Origin of the sequence: Streptomyces cadmiisoli, assembly GCF_003261055.1 — a bacterium.
GTDB lineage: Bacteria > Actinomycetota > Actinomycetes > Streptomycetales > Streptomycetaceae > Streptomyces > Streptomyces cadmiisoli.
Map to the genome: position 1 here is coordinate 8447183 of NZ_CP030073.1, position 22872 is coordinate 8470054.

Sequence of the window (22872 nt, forward strand, 5' to 3'; positions counted from 1 at the left end):
AGAGGGGGAGTCAGTAATCATAAGGCCGTTTGGGAGTGGAGGGCGCCGTGTCCGAGGGTTCCGGAGCAGATAGCGGTTGTCTGGCGTGTGACCTCATGACGGGCAGAGCTCCGCTGCCGGGCGGTAGCGTGCTACGGACTGATGTGTGGGTCGTCGAGCACTGTGTGGGGCCACTTGGTCTGGGCACCCTTGTGGTCAAGCCGGTTCGGCATGTGGTGCACGTGGCTGAGTTGACGGAGCGGGAGTCCGGTGAGCTGGGACGGCTTCTGCAGAGGGTGAGCGCCGCCGTCACGGAGGTCATGGCTCCGGAGCAGGTGTATGTCTGCCTGTGGTCGCACGCCGGCGGCGTTCCGGGCCACATCCACTTCGTCGTGCAGCCTGTTGGGAGGCGGGACATGGCGCGGTTCGACGCTTTCGGTCCCGCACTGCAGGTGGCCATGGGCGGAGCAGGGTGTTTCCCCGATGCAGCCGAGGTCGAGCAGGTCTGCGAACGTCTGAGGCAAGCCCTCGCATGAACTGGTCCCGCCAGGTCGGCCTGCTTGCCCGTCGTCATCGTGAGCGGCAGTGGTAAGCCCGGAGTCTTGATCCGCGTCGTACTGATCCGGGGAAAAGCCGGCGGATCGAGCTGTGTGAGCAGCTTGACCGAGTCCGGCTAGCGCTGCCGAACGAGATGGTGACAACGCCGCGGCCAAGGAACTGCTGGCAGTGAGTTCCGGCAGCGCAAGAGCTCGTCAGGCTCAGCGCATGACACCGTGCAGAATGCCGGTACGACGAGCTATAGCCTCCGTCTGTGACCAGCAGCCACAGGCAGAACGACAGCGAACACCTCGGCCATCTATCTCCGCATCAGATGATCCTGGACAGCACGGACTGGGCATCTCTCGCCACCCCGTCCGGCACCGGCGAAGCCCTGCCGGCGGCCCTGAAGCGCATCCTGGACACCGACCCGATTGCCAGGGCGACCGCCGTCAGTGACGTACTCCGGGCCGTCACCCACCAGAACACCATCTACCCAGCCACCGTGCCTGTAGCGCTCTGCATCGCAGCTGTCCTTGACCACCCGGCCATCACGGCGGGTGAATTCGAGGACGTCGCAGGCATGCCTCCGCGCCGCCCGACTCTCGTGAGTCTGCTCGACTGGCTCAGCGACGCCGCGTATGACGCAAACGACGAGAGCCTCGCCATTTCCGAACGTCCCTACGGGGAGGGAATTCTCCATGAGGACGCGGAGATGCGCGCCTTTCGGGACCTGAGACCGGCGATCTTCGCCCCTGTATATCGCCTCCTCTGCCACGGCCGCGCAGACGTACACGACGCTGCCTTGATCGCCACCATCCCCCTCACAGAACATCCAGTTCTCATCACGTACCGGGGCAAGTTGACCGACCATGCTCACCGCCTGCTGGCCACCAGCACAGACCGTCGCAAGCGTGATCGTGTCCTGGACGCACTCAAAGTGTGGGGACACGACGTCCGCAGCCTGGAAAGCGCGGAGGACGTTGCAGCCCGCGAGCTGCGTGTCCGTCGGGCTACCGGACGGGCTTCCTGGGCGGGTGGCTACTCCGAGTCCCCACCGTTCTGACCGACGAACTCCGCAGTGCTCGTGCCGAAGATCCGTCGGTTCTCCACCGGGACTGGAAGCGCCGGACAGCGACCGGGGCGGCGGCTTATCCGGCCCTGGAGCGCAGTTGCAGCGTCCGATGTCAGTGCCCTTGTCTAGGGTGGCGGTGATCTTACCGATGACACATCCGAGGGGAACTCAACGATGGGTGCCAGTGGTTGGGAGTACGTCACTCCGTACAGAGGTAGCGTCGAGGAGTCCTTGGAGGCCTTGCACGCGCAGGTCTTTGATGAGGACTTCGGCGACGACGACTCCTACCAGGACGTTGAGGAGCTCTGGCGGGACGTGGAGTTCATGGGCCAGGAAGGAACCCATTCGATCCTGGACATTCAGCGAGTCGTCCGCACAACCGCCGCCCCGTCGGACAAGAACATCGAGGACTACGGGACGCTGCGTCCACTGGCGCAGGAGCGCATCGTGCACCACTTCGCTACTGATCGCCCGTCACCGGGTCAGTTCGAGGAAACACTCATGCAGGCTCGTGCGGACTTCGGATATCGGCCGGACCGTGCGGAAACGCTCCTCGACGAGTGCAGAATGCGGTGGACCGGTCTGTACGTTCTGCTGTACACCGGTGCTGAGCCCACCCACTTGGGGATTTTCGGGTTCTCGGGCGACTGAGCCACATCGGCAGAGCTCTGGCGGAGGCCAATGTGTCACTGTCGCCATCAGCACCCAGGTGCCCTGACTGTCTCGGCCGGGGTCCCGTCGTTGCGTCGTAGACTCTCAGCGTGATTGAGACCATCGTGTTGGACGTCGGCGAGACGATCATTCGTGATGATCGGTACTGGGCGTCGTGGGCCGATTGGCTGGATGTGTCGCGTCATACTCTCTCCGCCATGGTGGGTGCCGTTGTCGCTCAGGGCCGCGACAACGCGGATGCACTGGGACTCATACGTCCGGGCATCGATGTCGCGGCTGAGTACCGTGCCCGTGAAGCGGCCGGCCAGGGCGAGTACCTGGACGACAGCGATCTGTACGACGACGTTCGCCCGGCTCTCAGCATGCTCCGGAGTGCTGGCCTGCGCGTCGTCGTCGCGGGCAATCAGTCATCGCGCGCCGGCGAGTTGCTGCGTGGCTTGGATATTCCGGCGGACCTTATTGTGACCTCGGGAGAGTGGGGCGTGGCGAAGCCGCAGGCTGCGTTCTTCCAGCGGGTGCTGGAGGTCGCGCAGGCGGCTCCGCAGGCGGTCGTATATGTCGGTGACCATCCCGCCAATGATGTGTTCCCGGCGAAGGCAGCCGGGTTGCGGGTGGCGCACCTGCGCCGTGGGCCGCTGGGACATCTGTGGGCTGACGCCCCTGAGGTGGTGGCTGCTGCCGACTGGCGCATCGACACCCTCATCGAGCTTGCCGAGGTCGTGAAGAGCTGATGAGAACGACTCGGAGTCCTTGATCAGCCGGGGTGCGCGCGCGGATCGCCCACGACCGCAGCGTCGTCATGCGTCCGAAGGTGACGCAGCAGCAGCCCTCCAGGCTGCTTTCGCCGGGCTGGTGAGGCGCAATACGGTGTCGCGCTGGTAGCGGTCCGCTACACACCTCGCATCGCTCTGGCCCGGGTTCTCTCGCAGCCGCTCTCCTGGCCATCACTGCTTCTGTGCCGGCTCAAGAGACTCCTCATTACGGACAGTGGTCGCTGAGGCAAGAGCTTTGCTGGGGAATACCTCAAGTGGTGTCACCACCGGTAGCGTTTCCGGTGTGAAGGTGGGAACCGAAGGAACCCGGCTGGTCGTGCTGCGCGGCAACAGCGCCTCCGGCAAGTCGTCCGTCGCGGCCGGCCTCCGCGAGGATTTCGGCCGCGGACTGGCCCTGGTCGGCCAGGACAATCTCCGCCGTGCAGTGCTTCGAGAGCGGGACCGGCCGGGCGCTGCGAACATCGGCCTGATCGACCTGACCGCCCGCTACGCCCTGGACGCTGGATATCACGTCGTCGTCGAAGGCATCCTCTACGCCGACCATTACGGCGACATGATTGCCCGGCTACGTTCCGACCACCGAGGCCCGACCCACTGCTACTACCTCGACGTGCCCTTCGCCGAGACTCTTGCCCGACACGCCACCAAGCCGATCGCGGACGCTGTCAGCGAGACGCAGTTGCGTGACTGGTACCGGCCGTGCGATCTGTTGCCCGGCGGTATCGAGACGGTGATCGGCGCCGAAAGCCCCCTGCGTGAGACCGTGGACCGCGTCATGGTTGAGACCGGCCTGGCGCACCTGCCCGCGCTCGACCGCTGAACTGGCTCACTATGAGCACAGATGCTGCGCCGAGCCGCTGTCACCAGCGCGTACCAGCACGGTTTGGATGGCCTGGAGACGGCAATGTCGTCGGGCTACGGTGTGGGCGAAGCCTGGGTGAGAGACATCCAGCGCTGGACGGTCTCCTGGTGGGAACCAGTCGCCGTGCCTGCAGTCACTGCTTCCGCGTGGGTGTCGGAGCATGGTGACCCCGCGCGGGTCAGCAGTATCAGCGGCCACTGAGGGACGACGCCGGTCTGTGCTCCGTCGAAGGGGGTCCAGTCCCAAGGTCCGTCGAATCGCCATGCGCGCCCAGCGGTGTCGGCGACCTCGTCGCCGGTCTGGAGAAATGCGTAGGGGCGCATCAACAGCTCGATGGTGAACGGGATCCCGTCACCTGGGTGGATGGTGTAGCCGGCGCCGTTGAGATGACTCTCGTCCGGATACTCCCGATAGGACAGGCCTTGGCGCAGCACAGTCACACTCAGTGTGGGGCGCGGGAGCCAGCCTGTTTCGAGCGGAGGGTCGTGGTGGTCGACGTCCGTGACGTGAACCACGGTCGGTCGTATTCCGACCTGGCAGATGTCTCCGGCCTTCAGGTGCTCGGGCGGAGGGTCGGTTCGGAACAGCTCAGCTTCCACGTCAGGCGAGACGCGCCGGTTGCTGTCCAGGCCCAGTGCGACGATTCCGTTCCAGTGCACGAAATCGCTGTCGGTGTCGATTTCCCACCACGGCCACCGCACCGAGACGTGATCCCATGTCAGACCTCGTTCGACTCTGGTCGGAGTGAAGGGGCAGGCGACAGAGAGCACGTCACCGACCCGGAATGCCACCGCATCCGTCATCGGGCCAGGGTAGATGAGACATCCTTCGCCGTCCGCGTCGGGCCTCGCGGCCACTCTTGAAGGGCCCATACGGGATCGGCAGCCTCCGGGCTGGTCGTGTCGCCGCCCAACGGCTACCGGTAGGGGGCAGTGCGAGATTGCGCCAGGTCGCCGTCAGGCGCGGTGTGCCACCTGGTCCCTGGAGTCGAGGTGTCCCCTGGGTAGCGCCGTGTCGTGGATATGGTGCAGGGCACCTTTTGGGTGGTTGCGGAAGATCGGCGCGAGTTCGTGCGGGGCCCTGTGCGGCGGTGATGTTGATGGTTGCGCAGACGCTCCTGCTGGTCATTCCGTCGATGCGGTGCTCGATATGGATGGCCTGAGACATCGCGGGGTAGAGCAGATTGATGACGGTGTCCAGCAGCGGGGCAAAGCGGGTGATCTCGCTGGTGTCCTCGCCCACCGACGATGCCGAAGCCCTGGGAGGCAGACACTCGTGGAGCCCCAGATCATCGTGAGTCTGGCGTCTACAGGAGTCGCAGGGTTGGCGGTTGTCGCGAGCTTGGTGACGACACTGCTCTCCTTGCGTGCACAGCGGGAGAACACACGCGACACGCTCGAATCGCAAGAGCGGCTGTCCGCCGTTCAAGAACGGGCGCTTCACGAGCGATCACATGCGCAGGATCTACGCGACAAACGAGCCGGACCCTATCTGTCCTTGATCAAGTGGTCAGACCGACTGCTCGAAGCGCTCGACGAACTGGACGAAGTCGCCAAGCCCTATTTGTCAGTCGAGGAATGGAATATCAATCCAGAGGTCGACAACCTTCTCGACCTCTACGCCTCCGACGTCATCCACGTGAGGTACGCGGCTCTTCGCGGAAAGCTCATGGGGCTCGTCGCCACTGATGGCCTACGGCTTCCACAGCTCGTGACCTGGACTGAGTCGAACGGCGAGGTCGACAACGTCAGTATCGAAACCGGTTCGCCGTGGAACGCGTGGCCTGCACGAGCGGCAGCCCGTGCCCAACTGATGGACGACGCCATTCAACTCATTGCGCAAGTCCGGGCCGAATTGCAGGGGAGAACGAGTCGCGGATATTTCATCATCTGGCGATTGTCCTGATGGGCCACAGGCAACATGGATTGTGCAGAAAGGTGGACTACCTGCTCCGGTTGTGCCCGGAACCGGGCGTCGGAGACTCCAGCTGGTCCCGGGGGACGAGGTCGCCGATTCGTGTCTCGTCCAAGTCTGACGTGGCCCGTCTCGGCCTGCTCCCGGCTCAGCACGTGACGGATGCGGCGCCGGGCTGACGGCTGCGGAACGTCAGTCCGTACCGGCTGAATGTGAACAGCTGGCCAGTCGGGAGACGGCCCTGGCCGGCAGGCCCTCGGGCGTAGCCGACTGCCTCGGGTCGATTGGACCCCCAGCCGACAACCAGAGTTCACCTGCGGGGCCCTGCATGATCGCTACGGCTTCCTAACGTCGCCCGCATGCCTCGTACCTCACATACCCCCCGTACACGCGTCGCGCTGCTCGCGTCGGCGCTGGTCGCCGTGTCCCTTCCGACGATCGCCTTCGCCGAGGACTCCGACCCGGAAGCTGGCGCCGACGCAGGACGGGTCGTTGTCTCCTCCGATTTCTCCGGGAACACCCTCCCCGAGGGATTCAAGGCGGCGGAGGGTACCTGGCAGGTCAGGGACGGCCGCCTGTACGGCAGTTCTTCGAACTCGTCCCAGCTGAGCCGGATCACCTTCGGTGAGCACCTCAACGACTTCCGGATCGAGGTCACCGCGCGTTTCGAGTCCGTCGTCGACAACGGCCGCTGGACCGCGATGGGTCTCGACATGCCGGCGGGCGGGGCAGTCCCGTGGTCCATCGCCACCATGCGGACCGGCACCACGGCCGCCAACGGCCTGGAGTTCGCCCAGCGCACACCTTCGAACACCTGGAACGTCACCGACACCCACGCGGCGCCGTTCGCCGCGGGTACCGGCAAGGACGTGAAGATAGCCGCCGAGGTTCACGGCACCAAGGCCGTCTGGTACTTCGACGGCAAGGAGGTCATGCGGACCTCCAAGGTCGCCCGCTCCGCCGACGGCATCCAGGGCCTGCTGGTGAACGGCGCCTCCGCCTCATACGACGACCTCAAGGTGACCGAACTCCCGCCGCGGAGCTACATCCGCCCGGCCGGATCCCCGCTGACCGTCATCGCCCACCGCGGTGCCTCTTCGGCCGCCCCCGAGAACACCCTGGTCTCCCAGGAGATCGCCCGCCGGGGTGGTGCCGACTTCATCGAGAACGACGTCCAGCCCAGCAAGGACGGCGTGCCGTACATCCTCCACGACACCACCGTGGACCGCACCACCGACGGCACCGGCCCGATCCGCTCGCTGACCTCGGCCCAGCTCGACGGCCTCGACGCCGGCTCCTGGTTCGCGCCCCACTACAAGGAAGCCCGCGTTCCCACGCTCGCGGCCCAGCTGGACGACCTGCGCACTCGCGGTGGTGACCTCCTGCTCGAGATCAAGGGGTCGCACACCAAGGCCGAGGTGGCCACGATCGTGGACACCATCCGTGCGCATGGCATGACCGGGCGCGTCTTCGTGCAGAGCTTCGAGGTCGACGCCCTGCGCTACACCTACGAACTGGCCCCTGACCTGCCGCTCGGCCTTCTGCGCAGCAACCTGGACGCGGACCCGGTCGCGCTCGCCAAGGAACTGCACCTGGCCGCGTACAACCCGCAGGACAGCGCGATCAGCAAGAATCCGTCCGTCATCGCCGACCTGCACAAGGCCGGCGTGGCCGTCATGGTGTGGACCGTGGACAGCGCCGACCGCTGGAAGTCCCTGGAAAGCGCGGGCGTCGACGCCATCATCACCAACCGGCCGACCGAGCTCATCGGCTGGAACAACGCCTACCGCCAGAGCCAGTCGATCCCCCCGGCGAAGCCGAAGGTCGCCATCACCTCTCCCGCCGCCGACGCGGTGCTGGACCGGGCCCAGTCGCCGCTGCCGACCGTACAGAGCGACGACGCGGACTCGGTGACCCTCACCCTCGACGGTAAGCCCGTCCCGGCCGGCACTCCCATGGACCTGACCACCCTGTCGACCGGACCGCACACACTGCGCGCCGTGGCGACGGGTGCCGGCGGCACCGCCGAGGACACCCGGACCTTCACCCTCAAGGCCACTCCGACAGGCCTGGCGCACCTGATCTTCACCTCGGGCGCCAAGGAAGCCTCCATCAGCTCGATGACGGCAATGCTGGGGCTGAAGCAGTACTCGCTGCTCGCCACCTGGGCGAAGGTGCAGTCCGGCAAGTCCCTCGACGCGGACCGTGCGGCGCTCATCGCCGGCGACGCCCGCGCCCTCGACTCAGCCCGCTGACGCCCCGTCGGGGCGGCGCACCTCGCGCCGCCCCGACGACAGTGCGAGCGCGCCCCAGCCCTGCCTTCGACCAGGGCCGGGTTGCCGTGAAGCGCGGCCGGAGAAACACTCCTCGCGCTCAGCCGCCGTAGCCAGGAGCAGCGGTGTCAGGTCGCCGACGCCTCGAGGCGGGTCGAGTTCAAGCCTCATTCGAATGCTCCTTGGGCGGTTTCGCAGGTCACCCTAGCGTCAGGCTGACGACCCGGTTCCGGTGGCGGCGGACGGCTGCGCCGCATGTGCTCTTCGCGGCCTGTCGCCGCCGCGAGGTGGCGATCCGGTGATCGACGCAAGCCAGCCACCGTGCGTGCCGGACAGGCATTCTGTGGCGTCAGATGCATCAGGCGTTCCTACCTGTGGCAGCCCAACACACGTGTCGGGACGGATGCTCAGTCGTTGCACCGCAGCTCCTCATGGATCCCTTGATGCTCGCGCAGGGCCTCAGCCAGAGCCTTTGGCGCTGCGGGTCCTGGCCGAGGCTCTGTGGCGGGCCGGTCATATAGATCTTGACGTGGATCTTGCCTTGGTTGAAGGTACTGGTCTGAACAACCGGGGTGGGACATGGACGTAGCGCAGCAGTATGCGCAGCAGTGCTCGGAGCTGTACGCAGCTGGTGGACTCGCCGCCGTGCGGCGGACGGCACAGGCAGGGCTCGACCAGGTGGGGCCGACGGCGGTGCTGTACCGGTGGCTGGGGCAGGCGCACGCCGCGGAGGACGAGGACGATCACGATGCCGAGGCGGAGCGCGCCTACCGGCGTGGTCTGGCATTGGCTCCCGACGACCTGGGGCTGCTCGTTTGCTATTTGGAGCTGTGTCTGCGCGCGGACGCCTTCGACTATCCGGCCAGGGCCGGGCAGGTGGCTACCCTGCGGGCGCGCATCGATGAGTTGGCGCCTGCCGGGTCGCCGGAGCGCCAGCGCGTTGACGACGCCTTGAGCTGGGCCGGCCGCGGATATTGGGACGACATGGTCGCAGCCGCAGGCCGCGGCGAGCTACAGCAGGCCGAGTCGGCCGAACTGAGCGAGCGGGTGGCTGGTGCGCTTCGCGCCGGCACCGCCGACGCAGCCCGCCCGGCGGCCGCGGGAGAAGACGTGCGGGAAGCGGAACTGGCCGCAGCGCTCGAGCTGCTGCAGGGCCGGGCGAACGCGCCCCTGCGCTTCTTGCTGACCCACCGCACCGTCGCCTACGTGATCACGTGTGTCGCGGCCCTCGGCGTGAACCGCCTGCTCGTCACCACCGGAGTGGTCACCTTCAGCGCCTGGGGCTGGCTGCTGTGGATCCCGTTGTTCGCGGCGGAGGGCAAACTACGTGCCGCCCGCAAACTGGCTCGTCAGCGTGTCGTCGCACGTATCGAGGAACGGCATGCTCTGGAGGCGGCGGTTGTGGCGAACGCGGAGGATCACGCGGAGACGACGCCTCGTACAGATGGCGCGACGGACGGCAGTGGGCACCACTGAGAAGCAGATGCACCCCCGCAAGATCACTCCGGCCGAGCAGTCCCCCTTCATGGAGGACCGCTGGCGGCGCCGTGAACCACCCCCAGAGCCGTCGCCTGCCTCTACAACACAAGGATCAGGCTCCAATTGCTAAGCTCGCAGTCCAGCTCTCTTTGCTCAGCAGCCAGATATCTCGGCCGCTCTGAACCGCGCGGCCTTCTTCCGGCCAGCCCCGCATTTTCAGCTTGGCAATCACCCGTTTGACGGCCTTCGTGTCCGGAGTGGTGCTGGTCGGGACTGTGGCCTTTACTACGCATGTGCTGTCGCGATCGGTGGAGTGAGCCAGGAATTCGGGCTGTCCGACGCCTGCGGCTTTGACCGCCGCCACGAGGCCGTCGCGCACCGCCTCGACCGTGACTGCCGTTTTGGCCACCGCTTCAGCCGACCGGGCGTTGGCCTTCGGCTCGGCCTTCGAGTCACCACGTCCTCCACCGCAACCCGTCAGCAGCACCGCCGCCACCGCAGCCCTTCTCACGCAAGCCCCGCAGAGTCCTTCCTGTCCTCGACGTGGACAACGTGCAAGTCGGTGCCGTCCTGATGACGCTGGGAACGTCCGCACAGCCCGACGGCAAAGTCTTCTTGACCACTGGGCTCGTCGAGCGCGACATAGGTGAGGACATCCGGGTGGTGTCCGGTGACCACCCAGCCGTCGGCTCCTTGGACGTCTATCACCCCGAAGTCTCCTGCTGAAGACCCCGCATGCACAGGGCCGAACTCCCGGAGGATGTGGGTGGCCTGTTCGGCAAGGTCCCCTTCGGGGGTACTGAGCACGACGCAGGTACCGTGTTCGAACAGAACCCACGACTTGCGAGGGTCGGCGAGAAGGCGCTGCCAGATGTCGACGAGTATCTCGGTATTCACGGCGTTCATCATGCCGCAGAGCGCTGACAGACGGTCGCGGCCGACTGAAGACCTGGGTGAGTACACGCGGCCTCAGCGGGCGAGCTGAGCGCCCTGAGACTGATCACCAACTCCAGCTGCCGGAACGGTCCGCGAGCCGGTCCCGGGCTGTCTGGTCGAACTGTCTCCGGCCAGGCCCGATGCGAGATCGCCGAACCAGACTGAAGAACTAGGGAGCGGTGTCGTCACCTGGTGGCTCCGCATTCGACCTGCCGATCTGGTCCTCCGGCTGGATCAGGACCATCGGGTCGTTCCCCTTGAGTTGTTGCCATACGCCCACCAGCGCAACGACCTGCGCCACGAAGAACGCCAGCTGCACCGACGCCGTGCGCAATTGGTATATGGACAGCAGCAGGGCGGCCTTCGTAGGCCAGTAGTGGCCTTCCTGGCGAAATGTGTCGATGTCCATCGCCACACCGGTCGAGGTGAGGACGAGCAGGGTCAGTGCCACGTGGAGGGCCAGTGTTCCGATCGGCTGGCCCACCGCCGTGCTGATGATCCAGTGGGCGACCACGGGCGTGGCGAACACGACGGAAAGGCCCACAGCTTTCGCCGGGCCACGACGGCCGGGCAGCACCCGCCACAGCGCGCCCAGCACGAAACCGGCCCCGGCCCAGATGAATTCGGACGTGATCACGTGGTCCACGAGGCCGATGACACCGAACTCGCTGTTGGCCACATCCCTCCACAGGGGCCCGCGTACGTTGTCCGCCCAGAACGAGACCCCGGTGGCGGGTAGGGCGAACAACGCTGCGAGGAGGGCGGCGCGCTGCCCGTTGTGCCACCAGGTGTCACGTGGGCCCCACGCCAGTGCGAGCTCGACGGCGTCCACCGAGTCCGGCAGTCGTTCGCCCGCGTGCGGGCCGGCGGTGTCGTCGGGGTTCCAGCGATGCAGCTGGTCCAGCTGCTCCTCCAGTTCCTCCCGCTTGGCGTCTTGGTCACCCTGCTCCAGGCGGCGCAACTGGGAATGCAGGTCGCGGTACTTGCGGGCGGAATCGAACAGCCAGTGGCGATCGGACTCCCGTATCACCTCGCTCAGCGGCGTGCCGTTCTCCAGTTTCCGGGACAGCACGGAACGCCGTTCGCCCACGACGCGGAGGAAGAGCCCGGTGAGCAGAACGAGGGCCGCGCTCAGCAGCAAGAAGGACAGGCCCACGTACCATCCGGGGATCGGCGCGACGGACAGCACGAAGTACACGGTGATGACCAGGAGCTCCGGTCTGTCGGGGGACAGCGGTGAACCACCGGGGGCCGCGGCGCGGGCCGAGAGTACGGAGAGCAGTGCGAAGATCCCTCCGTACCACCAGCAGATCGTGCCCGGGAACCAGTCCGGCCAGTTGGAGGGAAACCAGACCAGTTCGTCGTAGAGGGTCACGAAGTGCCATCGGTCGTAGGAATCGTCGGCCCTGCTCAGCCAGGACTGATCCTCGAAGGTGTTGTGCTGGGCCCAGACACAGAGGGCGACGACGGCCGTCGCGGCCACGGCGCACAGGACGAGGCCCCACCAGGGGAAGTAGCCCCGCTGCGGCTCGTCGGCCACCTGGATGTGCCTGGCGGCGCGCAACCGCTGAAGGACGGACAAGAAGCCCACGAGCCAGACGAAGGCCACGCAGACGCAGGCGAGGGCCAGCCAGAGGAACTGGCCTGTGACCTGCAGGTGTTCGATGGTGGTGACGTCTTCGGTGAAGAGCCAGAGATGTTCGGGTTGCCCTAGCTGGCCGGGGAGACCCACGAAGAAGCCGGTGTAGGCCGTCGCGACGCCGACCGCCAGCATGGCGTACCACCGAGGCCTGCCGAAGAGGCACAGGGCGGCTCCTCCGCACACGGCCAGTCCGAAGTGTATGAGGGCCCGGTAGTCCGGCCACCACGTGAACACCTCGTAGTCCTGGGCGATGCTGGGGAGCTGGTCGTCCAGTTCGAACACCAGCGCGCCAGCGAACCACACCCAGGCCCAGATAAGCAGGTTGCGCCGGGTGGCGTCCTCGGCCGGGGTCGCGAGCGATGTGGCCGGCGCACGGGACAGTCGGCGCACCAGGAGGAGCAGCACGGGCAAGAGTGGTGTCTCCCAGGAGAGCCAGATTCCAGAGCGCACCAAGTACCAGGGTGCCTCGTTCCAGCGCGCGATCATGGCCTTGGTCGCCGGAGGTTGGATGCGGACCTCCACCTGGGGCGGTTCGCCACCGGCCTTGGCCCGGGTCCAGATCACCTTCGTGTCCGATCCCTTGGTCGGGACCGGTGTCATCGACCGGGCAGCGCGTCCACCGAGGTCGACAGTGATCTCCTGCCACCAGGCAGTCCCCAGGGCAGGAGGATGCACCAATGTCAGCGTCCAGTACCGCCTGCCGGCGCTGATGCGCCAAGTGCCGAAGTCCCGGTCACGCAGGTCGTCGACGTAGGTGACGGCCCGGTGCTCGACCGTGATCCACTTCTTCTGGACCGTCACCTTGGGCGGCCACGGTCGCCACTCCGTGTCCCGGTACGGATAGAGCTCATCGGGGTAGCGCAACACGCACCGCATGGCCGCGCGGTACTGCTCGGTGTCCCCGTTCAGCAGCAGATCCGCCGCCGGTTTCCATGCCTTGGGCACTTGGACGACAAGGTCGGTCTCGGCTCTCGTGTAGTCCTGGCCGTCGTGTTCGAGCCGTACGGAGGTGGTGACCTTCGCATCCTTCAACGGCAGGGAGTGGCAGTTGTCCTGTTCGGCCCCCCATGCCACCGCCGACATGCCGGTTTCGGGCAGGACGAGCAGGGCGAGCAGCCCGATGAGCACCGCAAGCCGTGCCGACCAGAGTGTTCTCATACCCCGTTCCCCCATCTCCCGGCAGGGCTATACCCACTTCTTCGGACAACTTGATCTGCGACTGCCGCACTTTCCGTTGGCGAGGGCTGCGCGATCGAACCGGAGGAAGGCCGTCCTTGACCCGGCGGCGTGCTCATGGGTGGCCGATTGGCTCGTGGTTGAGCACAGCCGGGTGCTGTCCGTCGATCCGGTCCAGCAGCAGACACTGGCCGACCTGGCCGCCGGCTGCGCCGAAGTACTCGGCCGTGTGGCCGACTTGGTTGTCGCGGCTCTTGATCAGCTCACCGTGGCTGTGCTGAGCTGCCTTGGAGCGGAGGAGGAAGCGATGGGCGCACGCTTCTGCGATCGGGGCTCAGGTGTCTGAGGAGGGTTTGAGCCCGAGGTGAAAGCGCAGGAGGCGGACCCGGTCCGGGCCGAGTAGGTCTTGGGCGACGGACAGCCGCTCGGCGAGTGCGTCGGCAGTACGGCCGTGCGGCACCGAGTACGTGGTGGCGGCCTCGCGTGTGAGCCAGACGGTGATGTCGTTGCCGGCCCGGCTGCGCATCGCGGGGGACGGGTCAGCCACGAGTTCGAGGTCGATGAGCAGTCGAGTCCAGGTGTCCCGTTCGTACAGCAACCGGTAGCCGGCCATGCGGATGTGCTGCGGATTGCTCTCGTCGAGGAGGTCCCGTAGGCGTTGCAGGTCGAGGCGGGATGCCCAAGGGCGCAGCGCGATCACGACCTGCCGGGTGACCGAGCCGGACGGGTCGGTGAGCATCGCGGCGAGGGTGTCCGGGTCGGCTGCGCCAAGGCGGCGCAGTGCGCGTACGGCTTCTGCGCGTCCGCGGGGCTGCGGGTGTTCGAGCCAGGGCGCGATGAGGCGAGCGTCGTCCGCCGTTCCGGTCTCACCGAGGCCGGCGATGGCCCCGGGCTGGGGAAGCGGAGTCGTGAGGAGACGCCGGTAGTGCTCCACGGGGTCGGACCCGGCACGGCGCAGCGCGGCCTGGGCGACGGCCCGTACGACTGGATTGCGTTCGGCAAGCGAGGCGACGGCGGGGGCGATGTCGCCCTCTCGGGCCAGTGTGTGCACCGCCTCTGCACGGACCATTGCAGTACTGCTGGACAGCAGGGGACGGACGAGGTGAACGGATCCGGCTGCGGTCGCGGTCCTCACCGCGGCTTCGGCGCACCGGATCCGAGTCAGCAGGTCACCGTCGTGTCGGGCGCCGTGGAGCATCTGCGCCAGGTCGAGCCTGCCGGCGGCGAGCGCGGTCAGGTGTGCGCTGCGGCGGGTGCGCCAGTCCGGGGCGGCGAGGGCGGCGGTCAGCAACTCCGGCGGCCCTTCGCGGAACACGCTGTCGATGCGGTCGGCCAGCCAGCGGCCCACACGTCTGTCTCTCAGGGCCAAAGCAACTCCCGCGGTCGCGACCAGCGTCGTGCCGGAGAGTTCGCCGAGGCGGTGCTCAAGCGCCGACCGGGCACGATCGCGGACCTGGGACACCCAGTCCGAAGCCCGCAGAGTCAGCGCTGGCATCGCCAGGTCGTCGTGGAGTTCGGCCAGATGCGCCACGGAGGCCTCACGGACGTGGCCGTCGGGGTGGGAGGCAGTGAGAGTGAGCCCGAACGCGGAAGATTCGCCGTGCGAGAGCCGCTGCACCGCGACCGCCGACCAGCTCGGAGCATGCCAGCACGCACGACGTATCGCATCGTTGAGCAGGAGCCACACACGGGGGGATGCCTGCATCAGGAGCTGTCCGGTCCCGGCGAGCAACTCGGGGTCACCGTCGCGGTCGACGGCGAGCAGCAGACCGGCCAGCTCATCGGCGTCGCGCACGTGACGAGACTCGACGGCGGCTGTGGCTTCGCGGAGCTGCTGTGCTGTCGGCCTGATGGGCAGACGGTCCTCGGGCAGGTGGCTCTCGGGCACGTGCTCGAGGACGCCTGCAACCTCAGCTTGGCGGCGGAGTCGCCTCAGCAGCTTTCGTCCGAGGCTGCTGGTCACGACGCTCTCCTTCTCGTTCTGGGGGTCGGCCGGTTCGCGTGGCCGAGACTTGAGGATCGCCTCAGCCCACGGGCTGATGACAGGCGCAGCCGACGGGCGCTCGACGGATCCCGTCCGGTCGAGTCTGCCCGGCCGGGTCCGCGGCCGCACCTGCGGTTCCTCAGGCGGGCGGACTTCCTGCCGCGTCGAGTGCCGCGGTCCACCGCCGCGGGAGGTCGGCCAGACCCGGCAGTGCGGCGTCCGATACGAAGTGGACGCTGGTCGTGCCCGCGTAGCTGCACGAGATGATTGACAGCGGATGGTTCTGCGGAAGCCACGTGAACATGCGGACGGAGGTGACGGGCGCGTCCCCGTGGCACAGAGGGCGGTGGAACGCCACGTGCGAGGTGTCCACCGTCGCCCGCTCGGGCGTCGTGAGTTTCCGCGCCGCCGCGTAGTAGGAGCGCGCTGGTGTGCGTTCCATCAGTGTGCGCAGGGTACGACGCATCGACGGATGCTTCACGGAGCGGGTGGCCGCAATCACCGCCGCCAGTTGCTCGTCGAAGGTGGGCAGGTGGCAGGGCAGGTTGATCGGGGCGAAGGCGAAGAGGTTACCTGGCCGGTTCCACTCCTCGGAGCTCCTGCCGTCGACCATCACGACCGTGCTCAACCGCTTGCTCCTGCCGCGTGGCCAGTGCTCGGTGGTCCACTCGCGCAGGGCGTACGCCAGGCAGGCCAGGGACGCGTCGTTGCTGCTTCCGCCTGCCGCCGCCGCCTTCTTGCGCAGCAACTCGGTGGATACGTGTGCCCAGCCCCGCGTCCGTTCGCCGGTCAGGGGAGTGGCGGGATCGTTCCAGACCTCGGCGCGGGTGAGGGAGCCCAGTTGCGCCCTCAGCGCGCGTGCGAAACTCGCCGCGGTGGCCCGTCCCTCGTGAGGGGCGTCCGGCGTCGCCCCTCCGAAGAGGGCGTACAGCGTGTTGCGCAGGCCGATGCCGTCATGCGTGGTGTGCGAGGCCCGGTAGCAGAGCGTGTACGTCCCGGTGGCGTGGCCGCGCAGAAGCCACAGGTCCCACGGAGGGCCCGAATCCGGCAACGGGAGGGCGATCAATTCGTCCAGCGCGGCATCGAGCCCACCGGCTTCGACCACCCGCTCCCGCACCCGCACCTCCAGGTTCGGGAGCGGGTCGTACACCCACCGGGCCCGCAAGCGGGGACCTGCGAGATGGTGGGTGAGAGTGGGCAGCCGGGAAAGGCTGGCGGCAACGTGCTCCCGTAGGTCATCGAGGGACGGGACGGCACCCGCCAGGTCGAGCACAGCTCCGATGGTCAGTGGGATCGACGATGCGTCCCGGGCGGCTGCGTCCATACCCAGGTCCATCGGATTGGGGGCAGATGAGGGCGCCATGCCGCTCCTTACACTTATCGGCTGATCAATGCAGTCCGGCACCCGACCAACACACGTTCATTTGCGCGTTGTCACGATACGCCAATGACCGGCAGGGCACGGTTGTGGGTTGAAGAGGCCCAACCGCCCTTTGGACCTGGGGTGACCAGCGAGGAATGTGCCCTGGAAGGGGCGGCGTCAGACGGGAGGTTCGGTAGAGAATGTGCCCGACCAGACGGGTGTCGGTGTGACCGGCTCGGATGTGCGCTGCTGAAGGAGTGCTACAGCGTCCTTGATTCGGCCGAGCTCGATCAAGTAGCCGGCCAGAAGCTCGCGGTTGGCGGAGGCGTGCGGTTCGAGTACGGTCACGGCCTCCTCGATCCATCCGGCATCGGCTAGCAACTCGGCGATGGTCCAGGCCGCATACCAGGTGTCGCTGTCGGGGTGCGCCCGAGCGTGCTCGATCGCTTCATCGGTCAGACCGCAGTTGATCATGAGCAGAAGCCGCATCCTGAAGAAGAGCCACTCCTCCTCCTCGCCGCCGCTGCCCCGGTTGAGGGAGTCGAGGTACGCAATGCCGTCCCGCGAGCGGCCGTGGTCGGCATACAGGGTGCACAGCGCGTCGACGATCCAGTCCTCCGCACCGCCGGGTGAGTCCGCGAGCGCGCGCATCACCTCGATCGCCTCGTCGCCGCGGCCGTGCCGGGCCAGGAGCTGTGCCAGATGGACGGTGCCATGACGCCGGTGGAGCGATGAGTCGCCCGGCTGCTGGTACACGGCGATCGCGCCCTCCACATCCCCGCGCTCCTCCAGCATTTCGGCGAGACGTTGCGCGGCGTGCCCGAGGTACTCGGATGCCGCGTAAGAGCGCAGTTCCTCGATCCGGTCGTGCCTCGCCAGCAGGTCGGCCAGCTGGTCGCGACCGTTGAAGGAGGTGCCGTGGCGGGTCCGCAGCAGGGCGATGGCTTCGTCGACACGATCCTGACGTTCACGGACCGTGGCAAGCAGCCCGATCGCCGTGTCGATGTCGAGGCCGCGGCAGCACCACGGACTGTCGCACCGGTGCTGGTCCGGGATCCGGGCCGCCAGCAGCACGGCGGCGTCCTCGTGCCGACCCGCCGCATCGGCCACGTCGACCAGAGCGGTGGCGAGGAGCCGGTCGTCGACTCCGGCACTCAGCAATGTGACCGCTTCATCCTGACGTCCGTGCCGGGCCAGCAGCCGCGCGAAGAACTCCAGGGCGCACCCTCCGGTCTCGGCGTACGGCTGGGCCAGCGTGATGGCCTCCTCCGGCCGGCCCGAGCGCTCCAGCAGTTCCGCCTGGGCTTGGACCGCCGGCCACCAGCCCGTCGCGACGTAGGGAGCGAGCACGTCCAAAGCCTCTGACTGCCGTCCCCGCTCACTGAGCAGGCACGTCCACTCACGCGCGCAGAACCGTTCCCCACGGCCGGCCTGGAACTGCACCTCGTCTCCGTGGCCGAGCTCAAGAAGCCGGGAGACCAGGAGCGGAGGAACGCAGCCGGACAGAGTCCGTGCCCGGCGGTCAAGATCAGCAGCGTCCATGGCAGTGCACCTTAGCGACCGCCACTGACATCGGCTTGCGGCTTCAGGCCCTCTCGAACGTCGGCGTCACGGCCCGCACCAGCCGGTCCGCGTACTCCCGCTCGGCATCCCTGAACTGCGGGTACTCGGTGACGAAGTGGTTCCATTCCACATATCCGACGGCCTCCACCACGTCCTCGAGCAAGATCCGCTCGCGGTGCGGGTACGGCCATTCGCCCGACAGCCGGAACACCTCGTGCAGAAGCTCGTAGCGGAGCGGATGCCGCTCGGCCAGCAGCACGGCGTCGTACAGGTCCTTACCCTGCGCGTGCATGTCGTTGACCAGCCACATCAGCTTCCAGGCCAGGGACAGCTCCGGCGTCGCCGCCTGCGCCACCGTGCCGCTCGGCAGCTCAGCCGGCGCCGGAGCCTCAGGCAGCCGCTCGTTGAAGACGAAGTCGAGCTGAACATGGCCGCCGGGCAGCCCGGGCGAGTCCCACGGCAGAACCATGCGGCAGCCCGGTACACGGTCGTAGGTCCAGATGTCCTCGACCACCGCGCCCCGCGCCGAGATCCCGATCTCATCTTCCCGAGCGTCGGCCAGCGTCTGTGCCGCCGCGGCGATGCCCTGCAGCATTCGTTCCGTGCGGCCGTCGTCGATCTGCCAGGTGTGGGGCACCACGACGAAGTCCAGGTCACCCGGCTCGCGGGCGGAGTCCGAGAACCACACCGACATCAGCACGCTGCCCCGCAGCACCAAGGCATCTCCCCATGGCGATGCAGCTATCGCGTCCAGCACGAGGTGAAGTGCTCGGCGCCGGGCGGTCCGCCATGCCGCGCTCCGTGCCGGGTCGCCGAATCGTGGGTCGGTCGCGCGATAGGCGTTCCGGTGGTGCTTCTGCGACGGGTCGAAGACGGGACGCTGCACCACGTCGTCACCTGGCACCCACTGCAACGTCTTCGGCAGATCCTCGACCCTGCGGGTGGTCTCGTCCAGCGGCTCCCGGGGCAGTTCGGTGCTTCCCCAGCCGAACCGCTCCCATTCCGTCCCGCTCATGTCCGTACCTCCACAGGATCCTCGATCCAACCGTCGTCCAAGGACAGGTCACTGTCGTGCAGCACGAACTCCCGTTCCACGTTCAGCATCACGAACCCGGCCAGCTCCGTCAGCAGCCGCTCCAGCGCCTGCCCCGCCCCGTGGGCGCCCACCTCGCGGCACCGCTGCGTCACGAACCGCTCATGCCGCGTGCCGGCGCGTACCCGCCGGGCGTTCCACGACAGATGGGCGCCGTACGGCACCACCAGGGCCCCGAGCGCGGCCAGGTCCGTACCGGCGTTGAGCATCAGTTTCACGTGGTGCTCGAAGTACCGTTCGTCGTTCCTGCCGAGACGGGCCGGCACCTCCGGGGCCCACGGTGTGCACTCGGTCTTCACCCGGACCGGATCGAAACCGTCCGTCCTCAGCCCCGTCACGACGTCCCGCGCGCGGGCGGCTTGCTCGGCGTACGACGAGGAGCCGGACAACGTGAGGATGGGCTGGTCGCGCAGTCGGCCACGGGCCAGCACGATGTGCGTGAGCTTCAGACCAGCCGCGGCCGCCCACCGCTGCAGCCGCAGCCACTCGTCGGCGTCGGCGCAGCGCACCGTCACGTGCGATTCGTACAGGGCAGCGGACACCCACGGATCGTGGCGGACCACTGCCCTTCGCGGCATCTGCGTTTTCCGAGACCAGCCGGTCGCGAGCCGGTACCCCAGCACATCGAGGAGACCAGCTACGCCCACGACGACACGGGCATCATCACGGGCTCACCGCGTTCTCGCCCTCGTGACTTGTCGCAGGAGGGATTGCTGAGGCTCCTCGTGGTTGCGAGGAAAGAAGCACTTGCCGGTTGAGGAAGCGCAGCCGCAAGTACTGTCGGCCACAGCGGACTTCACTCCCGTGTCGTCGCCCGGTTCCCTACCGTCACCAGCGTTGGGGTGCTGGTCCCGTCTCCCGCCGGGGGGAAGCCCGCCCGAGCTGGCATCATGATCAGATGAGACTCCCGCTTCGCGTCGTCCTCTGGATCTACATCGCCTTCAACCTGCTCCAGACCGTCGTGCTCGTCTTCGCTCCCGAGGTCACCGACCGGGCTTACCTCGGAGGGGAGTTGACACCCACCCGGCACTTCCAGTGGTACGCCGTTGCCGGTTACCACGTGCTGATCATCGCAGTCACGATCGTCGCGATGGGCCTGAAGCAAGCCGCAGACCGCCGCAAGATCATCATTATCAACGCACTGATGTACATCCTCTGGGACGCCACCTCACAACTTGCCTACTGGGGCAGCACCATCGGCATGGCCACCGCGGACCTGCTGACCAATTCCGGCGTCAGTATCGCCACCGGCATCCTCCTCCTCGTCGTGGCATGGCTGGATCGCGACGCCGAGTCGGTGAACAGCCTCGCGCTTCAGGGGGACGGGCCTCCGAGCGTTGAAGAAGAAGGCGGGAAGTTCTCCTGAATCTGCAAATCAAGGACTGCTCCCGAGGTGGACTTGAGTACGGAGCGGACGCAGGCCGGCGGCAGCGGTGGAGCGGCATGCGGCAGCACATCCCGCAGCCGTGGAAATCAAGCCTGGGCCAGGAATGGCTGCGAAGCCCGAGAGACGTTCGTCTGCACCGTGACAGCCGGCCGTTCACCCACGCCGCGACCCCGGGGCAGCGAGCGCGCTTCGCCGTGGTGGCGTAACGGACGAGGAGGCCGGCTCCGGGCGGCGTGTCAGTTCGATCGAGCAACGACCTGTTGGACCACGGAGAAGCGCCGTTCGCACTGTGGGCAGATTGCCTCACCGAAGGCGCAGGTCAGAGCGTGCGCCACGTCCTCGTGGCCGTCTGAGAGGGCCAACTCGTAGAGGCGGAGCCCGAGACCGTCAAGGGCGCTGGGGGCGGCCGGATGGAGAGGGAGTGTTTCGGCATCATCGGAGAGGGCGTAGTCCTCGGACGTGCTGAAGGAGCCCCGTTCTCCGATGATCACCCATACCGCTGCGTAGCAGTCTGGATCAGGGCAGTCGAGCTCGTACTCCTCGGAGACGACGCCCCAGATCAGGTCCTCTGCCCAGTGGATGTCGCCTTCCAGGTTCAGGACGGCCTCGAGCAGGTGGCAATAGCCGTTGCGGTCGGCGAGTGTCTGGCGCCACCGGTTCGCAGCGGCCAGCAAACGTTCGACTTCGGGTGCGTACTGACGGCGGCAGTCCTGGGCCTCGAAACGTTGGTCGGCCTGGACGAGGAGGGCGCCGGCCAAGTGAAGGGCTGAACCCGCCGTGTCGGGGTGGTCGCTCTCGGCCATGTCCGCCAGTGTGGGTAGCACGAGCGGATGGGAGATCTCGAGCGAACCATTGTGGTAGAGCTCAGTCCACAGGTCGCTCCAAGCCTGACCGTCCCGACCGGTTCCGGCGCGGTCCAGCAGGGTGGCCAAGCGGTCGGAATCGGTGTCGTCAGCACGGGGCACTCTGGAACTGTTCATCATTCCCGACATCCAAGCAGGCCCTGGAGGCGCTGGCTCCATGTCCCCTCGGCCTTGTGGTCGGAGTGCTGCACTGCGCTTCTGGCTGCCATGAGCACGGCACTGTCGTCACACGGGTCGGTAAGCTATGCGTGCCCCGCACGAACGCTGAGCGCCCTGCATTGTTCAGCACCGCGGAGTCGGACTTCAAAGGACGCATTCGGCGAGCTGTGTCAGCTCCTCGAGATTGTCGAGGGCAGGGATGAAGATCAGTTCGTCGGTGCCGATGTCCTCGAACTCCCTCACTGCGGCCCGTACCGCGTCTCGCCCCGGGCGGACGCCCGCGGCCAGGGCCTGAGCCTGGTCCTGGCCGGCGGCACTGCTGAAGTCCAGAATGTTGCTACGGCCCTTTTCAGGGTCGGTGATTGCGTAATAGGCGAGCGCGACAAGCCGAGGGGAGCCGGGGCGGCCCGCATCACGCCATGCGGACTTGACACGGGTGAACATCGGTTCGACCATCATCGTCGGCATTGATGCCCCGATGTATCCGTCCCCTGAGAGGGCGACGCGGCGGAAGGTTGCTGTGACAGCACCCCCGAACAGCACAGGAATCTCACGAGTCCCCGCGGGCACCGCCGGATTCACACCGCCACCGACCGGGTCGCCGCGCCAAACTCGCCGGTAGATCTCGAGGTCATGATCCAGTCGGTCGCCTGCCCCTTGGCGGCCGATTCCCTCGACCACGAAGTCGTCCGGGCTGCCTCCGAGTCCCACTCCGAGTGTGAGGCGACCACCGGACACACCGTCAATCCCCGCAAGCTCTTTGGCGAGAAGGACCGGAGGCCAAACGGGCGCAATGAGAATGGTGCTGATCAGTCCGATGCGGCTGGTGACGCCAGCGGCAACTGCGAGCGAGACCGTATCCATGACCCCCGGGAACGCGAGGCGTCCGACACTGGCGAGGGTGGAGAATCCTGCCTCCTCAGCGCTTCGTGCCCACTGAGGGATAAGGCGCGGGGCAATATCGCGAGTCTGGTTCGGAAGGCCAACACCGATCTTCACGATACGACTCCTGAGCCTGCCGATGATCACCGTTTGGAAATGTCGTTCGTTGTCAATATATGCGAGCCTTCACAGATGGCTTGCGACCATCAAATCGGCGCGTCCGCGGCACTTGCCTCCTGATACCGCATCATGGAGCCCGG

General features: G+C 67.0%; 21 protein-coding genes. 10 read left to right on the plus strand and 11 right to left on the minus strand.

The features are described 5' to 3' along the window. The first annotated feature begins 221 nt into the window (after positions 1–221). The 5 genes from DN051_RS46715 (at position 222) to DN051_RS37170 (ending at position 3856) form a co-directional block, all read left to right on the plus strand. Positions 222–515 carry an HIT family protein gene (locus DN051_RS46715; protein WP_246040731.1) on the plus strand — a complete coding sequence of 98 codons (294 nt, stop codon included), beginning with the start codon at positions 222–224 and terminating at the stop codon, positions 513–515. Between the two features lie 275 nt (positions 516–790). After that, positions 791–1582 carry a hypothetical protein gene (locus tag DN051_RS37155; protein WP_112441151.1) on the plus strand — a complete coding sequence of 264 codons (792 nt, stop codon included), beginning with the start codon at positions 791–793 and terminating at the stop codon, positions 1580–1582. Positions 1583–1765: 183 nt separating this feature from the next. After that, positions 1766–2242, plus strand: coding sequence for a hypothetical protein (locus DN051_RS37160; protein ID WP_112441153.1), 477 nt, complete (start codon positions 1766–1768; stop codon positions 2240–2242). A gap of 110 nt (positions 2243–2352) precedes the next feature. Further along, entirely contained in the window at positions 2353–2994 is a 642-nt protein-coding gene (locus tag DN051_RS37165; protein WP_112441156.1) for an HAD family hydrolase, read from the plus strand. Between the two features lie 358 nt (positions 2995–3352). Next, positions 3353–3856, plus strand: coding sequence for an AAA family ATPase (locus DN051_RS37170; RefSeq protein ID WP_246040732.1), 504 nt, complete (start codon positions 3353–3355; stop codon positions 3854–3856). Positions 3857–3951: 95 nt separating this feature from the next. Here DN051_RS37170 and DN051_RS37175 read toward each other — a convergent pair whose 3' ends face one another. Beyond that, complete coding sequence (locus DN051_RS37175) at positions 3952–4701, minus strand: hypothetical protein (RefSeq protein WP_112441157.1); 750 nt, start codon at positions 4699–4701, stop codon at positions 3952–3954. Positions 4702–5173: 472 nt separating this feature from the next. On the opposite strand from DN051_RS37175, the gene DN051_RS45270 reads away from it, so the two are divergent. From DN051_RS45270 to DN051_RS37190, 3 genes are all read left to right on the plus strand, one after another. After that, a complete protein-coding gene (locus DN051_RS45270) occupies positions 5174–5803 on the plus strand; it encodes a hypothetical protein (RefSeq protein WP_162625051.1) in 630 nt (209 codons plus the stop codon). 368 nt (positions 5804–6171) lie between these two features. After that, on the plus strand, positions 6172–8067 hold the full coding sequence (locus DN051_RS37185; protein WP_112441161.1) for a glycerophosphodiester phosphodiesterase: 1896 nt from the start codon (positions 6172–6174) through the stop codon (positions 8065–8067). A 597-nt stretch (positions 8068–8664) separates the two neighbouring features. After that, a complete protein-coding gene (locus DN051_RS37190) occupies positions 8665–9561 on the plus strand; it encodes a hypothetical protein (protein ID WP_246040733.1) in 897 nt (298 codons plus the stop codon). Positions 9562–9676: 115 nt separating this feature from the next. Here DN051_RS37190 and DN051_RS45275 read toward each other — a convergent pair whose 3' ends face one another. The 3 genes from DN051_RS45275 to DN051_RS45280 form a co-directional block, all read right to left on the minus strand. Further along, the gene (locus DN051_RS45275) at positions 9677–10060 is read right to left on the minus strand and encodes a hypothetical protein (RefSeq protein ID WP_162625052.1); all 384 of its coding nucleotides are present in this window, start codon (positions 10058–10060) and stop codon (positions 9677–9679) included. Positions 10061–10071: 11 nt separating this feature from the next. Next, entirely contained in the window at positions 10072–10470 is a 399-nt protein-coding gene (locus DN051_RS37195) for a hypothetical protein (RefSeq protein WP_112442743.1), read from the minus strand. 199 nt (positions 10471–10669) lie between these two features. Then, positions 10670–13300: a DUF6185 family protein gene (locus DN051_RS45280; protein WP_162625053.1), complete on the minus strand. Its 2631-nt coding sequence runs from the start codon at positions 13298–13300 to the stop codon at positions 10670–10672. Positions 13301–13454: 154 nt separating this feature from the next. Here DN051_RS45280 and DN051_RS37205 point away from each other — a divergent pair, with 154 nt between their 5' ends. Continuing rightward, positions 13455–13664, plus strand: coding sequence for a hypothetical protein (locus tag DN051_RS37205; RefSeq protein ID WP_162625054.1), 210 nt, complete (start codon positions 13455–13457; stop codon positions 13662–13664). Here DN051_RS37205 and DN051_RS45960 read toward each other — a convergent pair. From DN051_RS45960 to DN051_RS37230, 5 genes are all read right to left on the minus strand, one after another. After that, entirely contained in the window at positions 13653–15281 is a 1629-nt protein-coding gene (locus tag DN051_RS45960; protein WP_199314777.1) for a hypothetical protein, read from the minus strand. The genes DN051_RS37205 and DN051_RS45960 overlap by 12 nt on opposite strands. Positions 15282–15441: 160 nt before the next feature. Continuing rightward, positions 15442–16665, minus strand: coding sequence for a wax ester/triacylglycerol synthase domain-containing protein (locus tag DN051_RS37215; protein WP_112441166.1), 1224 nt, complete (start codon positions 16663–16665; stop codon positions 15442–15444). 177 nt (positions 16666–16842) lie between these two features. Further along, complete coding sequence (locus DN051_RS37220; protein ID WP_246040734.1) at positions 16843–18015, minus strand: tetratricopeptide repeat protein; 1173 nt, start codon at positions 18013–18015, stop codon at positions 16843–16845. Between the two features lie 235 nt (positions 18016–18250). Beyond that, positions 18251–19243, minus strand: a complete 993-nt coding sequence (locus DN051_RS37225) for a nucleotidyl transferase AbiEii/AbiGii toxin family protein (protein ID WP_112441170.1) — start codon at positions 19241–19243, stop codon at positions 18251–18253. Next, positions 19240–19899, minus strand: a complete 660-nt coding sequence (locus DN051_RS37230; RefSeq protein ID WP_112441172.1) for a hypothetical protein — start codon at positions 19897–19899, stop codon at positions 19240–19242. Before DN051_RS37230 ends, DN051_RS37225 begins: the two co-directional genes overlap by 4 nt. Before the next feature lie 320 nt (positions 19900–20219). Between DN051_RS37230 and DN051_RS37235 the strand changes: the two genes are divergently transcribed. Then, positions 20220–20687, plus strand: a complete 468-nt coding sequence (locus tag DN051_RS37235) for a hypothetical protein (RefSeq protein WP_112441174.1) — start codon at positions 20220–20222, stop codon at positions 20685–20687. Positions 20688–20944: 257 nt separating this feature from the next. On the opposite strand, the gene DN051_RS37240 is transcribed toward DN051_RS37235, so the two are convergent. Then, complete coding sequence (locus DN051_RS37240; protein ID WP_112441176.1) at positions 20945–21673, minus strand: hypothetical protein; 729 nt, start codon at positions 21671–21673, stop codon at positions 20945–20947. A gap of 201 nt (positions 21674–21874) precedes the next feature. Beyond that, positions 21875–22729, minus strand: coding sequence for an LLM class flavin-dependent oxidoreductase (locus tag DN051_RS37245; protein WP_112442747.1), 855 nt, complete (start codon positions 22727–22729; stop codon positions 21875–21877). Between the last annotated feature and the right edge of the window lie 143 nt (positions 22730–22872).